Annotated in this window: 3 protein-coding genes; 2 read left to right on the top strand and 1 reads right to left on the bottom strand. The window is 67.5% G+C overall.

Annotated features, from left to right (window positions below):
• Nucleotides 1-275: 275 nt before the first annotated feature.
• Nucleotides 276-1,367 carry a M4 family metallopeptidase gene (locus ACFVGY_RS11520; protein WP_385674560.1) on the bottom strand — a complete coding sequence of 364 codons (1,092 nt, stop codon included), beginning with the start codon at nt 1,365-1,367 and terminating at the stop codon, nt 276-278.
• Nucleotides 1,368-1,623: 256 nt separating this feature from the next.
• Here ACFVGY_RS11520 and ACFVGY_RS11515 point away from each other — a divergent pair, with 256 nt between their 5' ends.
• Both ACFVGY_RS11515 and ACFVGY_RS11510 read left to right on the top strand, forming a co-directional pair.
• Entirely contained in the window at nt 1,624-2,046 is a 423-nt protein-coding gene (locus ACFVGY_RS11515; protein ID WP_385674557.1) for a secondary thiamine-phosphate synthase enzyme YjbQ, read from the top strand.
• 485 nt (nt 2,047-2,531) lie between these two features.
• Nucleotides 2,532-4,628: an RNA-directed DNA polymerase gene (locus ACFVGY_RS11510; protein WP_385674912.1), complete on the top strand. Its 2,097-nt coding sequence runs from the start codon at nt 2,532-2,534 to the stop codon at nt 4,626-4,628.
• The last annotated feature ends 504 nt before the right edge of the window (nt 4,629-5,132 follow it).

Here is a 5,132-nt window from a genome sequence, read left to right as displayed (position 1 = left end):
ACAATATAGATCTAGTTGTGTGTGGGCGTGGTTTGTGTCTTTTTCGGATCAGTGCGTGGGCGCGGGGGGGGCCGCGCCCGCCCGCCCCCCCCCGGGCCCGCTTCGCCGAGGACCTGGCGGGCGAGGCGTTCGAGTTCGGCCGCGTCGGGCCGGCCGGCCGTCTCCAGTGCGGCCCGACGCGTGATTCCGGCGACGCCTCCGCTCCGCGTCACCTCGATGCGCATGGCACCGGTGCGACGGGACCGGGGGCGGCCTGGGTGCGGAACGGGTCCGGCTCAGCCATTGCCGTTGACGCCGACGTGGGCCCAGGCCTTGATGACCGCCTCGTACTCCATGCCCCGCCCGTAGCGCCGCTCCGTCGCCGCGACGGTGGCCCGGGCGAAGTCCTTGAAGTCGGCGTGCGGGCCCAGCTCTCCGGACGTGAGGGTGTCGTACCAGATCTGGCCGGCCCGTTCCCAGGCGAAGCCGCCGATCTGGTTCGCGACCAGGTAGAACGCGTGGTTCGGGATACCGGAGTTGATGTGGACGCCGCCGTTGTCGAGGTCCGTCTCGACATAGCGGTCCATGTTGTCCGGCTGGGGGTCCTTGCCGCCGAGCAGGCGGTCGTCGTACGCCGTGCCCGGCGCCTTCATCGAGCGCAGGGCTTGGCCGCGCACCGTGGGTGTGAACAGTCCGGCGCCGATCAGCCAGTCGGCCTCCTCCGCCGTCTGGCGGCGGGCGTACTGCTTGACCAGGCTGCCGAAGACGTCCGACACCGACTCGTTGAGCGCCCCGGACTGGTACTCGTACAGGAGGTCTGCCGTGTACTGCGTGACGCCGTGGACCATTTCGTGGGCGGGGATGTCGACGGCGATGGTGAAGTCGTTGAAGACGATGCCGTCGCCGTCCCCGAAGATCATCTGGCGGCCGTTCCAGATGGCGTTGTTGTACTTCCGGCGGTAGTGGACGGTCGCGTCGAGCGGGAGGTTCCGGTCGTCGATCGAGTGGCGGCCGTAGACCTCCTCGAAGAAGGCGAAGGTGAGGCCGAGGCCGTCGTAGGCGCGGTTCACGGTTCCGTCGACCACGGGGTCGGCGCCCTCGGTCCGGACGACGTCACCGGGGAGTTCGCGGGTCTCGTGGGTGTCGAAGACCGTCCGCTCCAGGACGCCCGCGGTGACGGGGGCACGCGTCACCTCCCTCGGCGCGGCGGCTCGCGCCTCGCGCAGCCGGGCATCGACCTCGAGCGTCTTCTCGGCGGCTTCGCGGATCCTCGGGTCGTCCGCCTCGGCGAGGTTCTTGAGGATGTAGGGGGGAAGGACGGCGCAGTGGCAGGGGCCGGACGCGGACGGGCGGTGCGCACCGTCGCCGGCGGAGTGAGTGGGATGCACACTGCGAGGTTCCCGCCGGCTGCGGCGCAGGACCGGCGCCACCCCGCGGATCTCACCCGCCGAACCGTTACGGCTCGTCCGAACAGCCTCCCGGTGCACACCCACACGGCGCTGCGTGCGCATCCGACGCGGCCGTCGCCTTCCCGGGTCGTCCGCTCGGTCCGGCGGGCCGCTCCGGCGCACGGGCGGCGCGTCGGCCGCCGCGCCACCCGGCGGGTGTGCGCACGGCACGCCGCAATGGACCACCATGGTGCCCATGTCCGACCGTTTCACCACCCGGGTGCTCGACCTGGCCACCGGCCGTTCCGAGACCGTCACCGACCTCACCCGCCACTGCGAGCGGTTCCTGTCCGAGGCCGCGGCCGGCCGCGACGGGCTGCTCAACGTGTTCGTGCCCCACGCCACCGCGGGCATCGCCGTCATCGAGACGGGAGCCGGCAGCGATCACGACCTGCTGGCCGCACTGCACACCCTGCTGCCCGCGGACGACCGCTGGCAGCACCGCCACGGCTCCCCCGGCCACGGCCGCGACCACGTCCTGCCCGCCTTCGTCCCGCCCCACACCACCCTGCCGGTCCTCGGCGGGCGTCTGCAGCTCGGAACCTGGCAGTCCGTCTGCCTGGTCGACACCAACAAGGACAACCCCGACCGCCAGGTCCGCCTGACGTTCCTCGGGTAGTTCTGCGACATGCGTCACTGGAGTTCCTTGTGGCTCGAAGCCCTGGGGTACGCCGCGCGATGAGCATGCTTCGATGGAGGCCTACGCAGGAGGCGAACCGGCGTCCTGTTCCCACAACCGGTCGACCGGCGGGTGGACCGCCGGGCCGCCGGTCGAGGGACGGCCGACTCGTCGAAGCCTGCCGAAACTATGCCCAGGACTGTCATCATTTGGCATTCATCAGGTGACCCGGCGGGTGAGACCGACTCGCAGGGAGGTTACGATCCGGATCAACGCAGTCGGCGGGTCTCAGGAACCCATCCCTAGCGATGGGCCCTTCGGTCTCGGCCACTTGGTGCTGATCACATCGGTGTCTGGGAGCGGTCCCTGTGCTTGCACGGGGTGGTGGAGGGATACAGCAGTCCGCCAGTGTTGGGGCGGCAGAAGGATCAAGGTGAGGCTCGTCGGCTGCGTCTCACGGGCACGGACGGAGTGGTTCAGTGACGATGGCAGAGGACTTCGAGGACCTCACCCCGGCACAGTTCCGCAAGGCAGTCGTCAGCGGCTCCATCTACCCTTACACCGAGCACCGGATACCCAAGCGCCGTGGCGGACTGCGACTCTTGCACACCCCGGTCCGCCGATTGTCCGAGATACAACGGGGCATCCTGGCGCGCCTCGAGCATCTTCCAGCCGGGTTCCAGCCGCACCCAGCAGCGTTCGCCTATCGAAGCGGCCGATCGGTGGTGGACTGCGCTGCCGTACATCTGCGATCCCACACCGTGATTCGGTTGGACATCGCCGACTTCTTCGGAAGCATCCGGGAACGGCACATCCACGCTGTCCTGAAGGATGCCTGGAGCCACCTGGCAGGGCGCGAGTACCGGATCGATCTTGTGGAGGACGACGACGGCCGTCAGGAGATCGGCCTTCGCCGTACGGGCCGTACCTTGCGCACGTTCACCTTGGCCCGGCTGGTCACCGTTTCTCCGCCGGGGCCGAACTGGACCTGGACGAACCGTGGTACCGGGTGCCGAAGCGTCCGTCTGGAGGCCGTAGGACAGAGCTTCTCTGTTTCCCGTCCCGATCTGGTCTACAAGCACACCCGCGAAGGGTTCCTGCCGCAGGGCGCCCCCACCAGCGGATACGTCTCGAACCTCGTCATGCGCGACATCGACGCTGTGGTCACCCACTTGGCCGAGTCCTTGGGGCTGCGCTACACGCGCTACAGCGACGACTTGCACTTCTCCAGCCGTCGGCCCGTTCGCCACGAAGACGTCGACCGTCTCGTAGCGGGTGTGAAGAAGGCCTTGGAACCGTTAGGCATGAGGCTCAACACAAAGAAGACTTATGTGGCCCGTCCCGGTGCGCGCCGCAGTGTGCTGGGCATCCTCGTCGACGGTCCCACTCCTCGCCTGACGCGCGAGTACAAGCGTCGTATCACCAAGCATCTGCGAGGGGCCGCCTCGTTCGGCATCGAGCAGCATCGCCGCCATCAGAAGTTCAAGGACCTGGCCGAGCTGGACGCCCACGTGACCGGGCTGCTGTCGTTCGCGCACATGGTCGAGCCCGGCTGGGCCGAGCAACAGCTCGAAGACTGGAAGCGGCTGCGATGGATTCCCCTCGAACATGAGGAACCGGCACCTGTGCAGCACGGGCTCGATCTGCACTGGGCCGCGGAGGTTGAGGCCTCCCAGGCGGAGCTGGCCAAGGCGTCGATCGACGACCTCGTCCGCGGCGCCCAGCGTTATCGCTCGTCCTCGGACTACCTGGAGATGCTTGAGTTCGTCGGCCGGTTCAAGAGATATGCACCGTTCAACGCAATGGTGGTCCACATCCAGAAGCCGGGGGCGCGCTACGTTCTGCCCTCCTCGGAGTGGAAGTCGAAGTACCAGCGGGTGCTCAAGCCCGGTGCCCAGCCGCTGCTGATATTCCAGCCTCGTGGGCCGTACATGCTCGTCTACGACGTCGGGGACACTGAGGCCCTGCCTGGGGCACTGCCTCTGCCCAAGGCGATCACGGCACCGGTCTCGGTGGCTTCCCGGGCCAGCGAGAGGGAACTTGCCGAGGTCTGGCACTACACCCAGACGAACCTTGCGCCTCTGGGTATCCGGCTTACCCTGGTCGCGCACGGGGCTTCCTCCTGCGGGCGCACGTACCGCAGCACGTCTGACGGATTCGTCGAGCGCCCGGGAAGCAGACCTGGTGACCACCACGAGAGATATCCGACGCTGTTCGAGATCGAGGTGAACCGGAACCTGCCCCTGCTGGACCGCTACGTCACACTTGCCCACGAAATCGGCCACCTGCTCTGTGGGCATCTCGGTGCAGGACCCGAGGGTGCCTGGCCCGACCGGTTCTTGCCGAAGACCGTAGAGGTCCATGCGCGCAACGAAGTCGAAGCCGAGTCCATCGCCTACATGGTCCTCAAGCGCCTGGACCCGGATGTACGGATGGGCGACTACATCACCGGACACCTCGGCCCCGACCAGCAGGTTCCCGAGACCGTTGCCCTCAACCTCGCGTTCAGGGCCGCCGGCCTGATCATCGAGATGGGTAAAAGACGTATCCCTGCCACCAGCCTTCAAAAGCGCAAGAAATGATCAGGTGTCATAGTGCGCCTGGCGGAGGGACGGTGCGCTGGATTTTCAGTACAGCCTCATCAGGGAGTTCTGGCCTGCAACCCTTCGAGGGCGTGACGGGAGACCGGTCCTCCGCGCAGCAGGGCGTCACCGCTGTTGGGGCCGGTGCCGGGCCTTGGGAAGACCGCAGCCCGGCTGGTTCTGTCTCGGGCCCACGCCAGCCGGGCCAAGCACATCGAGGGGCGGTGCCACCGTCCTCGAGGAAGGAGAGCAAAGCCGCATCACCGACACCTGCAGGGTCCCGCCCCTCAGGCCAGTACAGGTACCGAGCCTCACCGAAGGATCCCCATCTACATGAGCATCCCCGACACTCTGCCGTTGCTGAGACCGTAGTCAGGTCTCAGCATTCCGGGCATTCCGGCCCGGAAGGTCCGTCACATCACCAAAGCGTGAGGGCTTCGGCTTGAGTACGGTCTCTCGTTTCCTCCTGCCGCTGGTACGGCAGGGTTGCGCCACCTGCCCGCC

The sequence above is a fragment of the Streptomyces sp. NPDC127106 genome (assembly GCF_042677605.1).
GTDB lineage: Bacteria > Actinomycetota > Actinomycetes > Streptomycetales > Streptomycetaceae > Streptomyces.
This window is presented reverse-complemented; position numbering and strand designations above follow the sequence as displayed.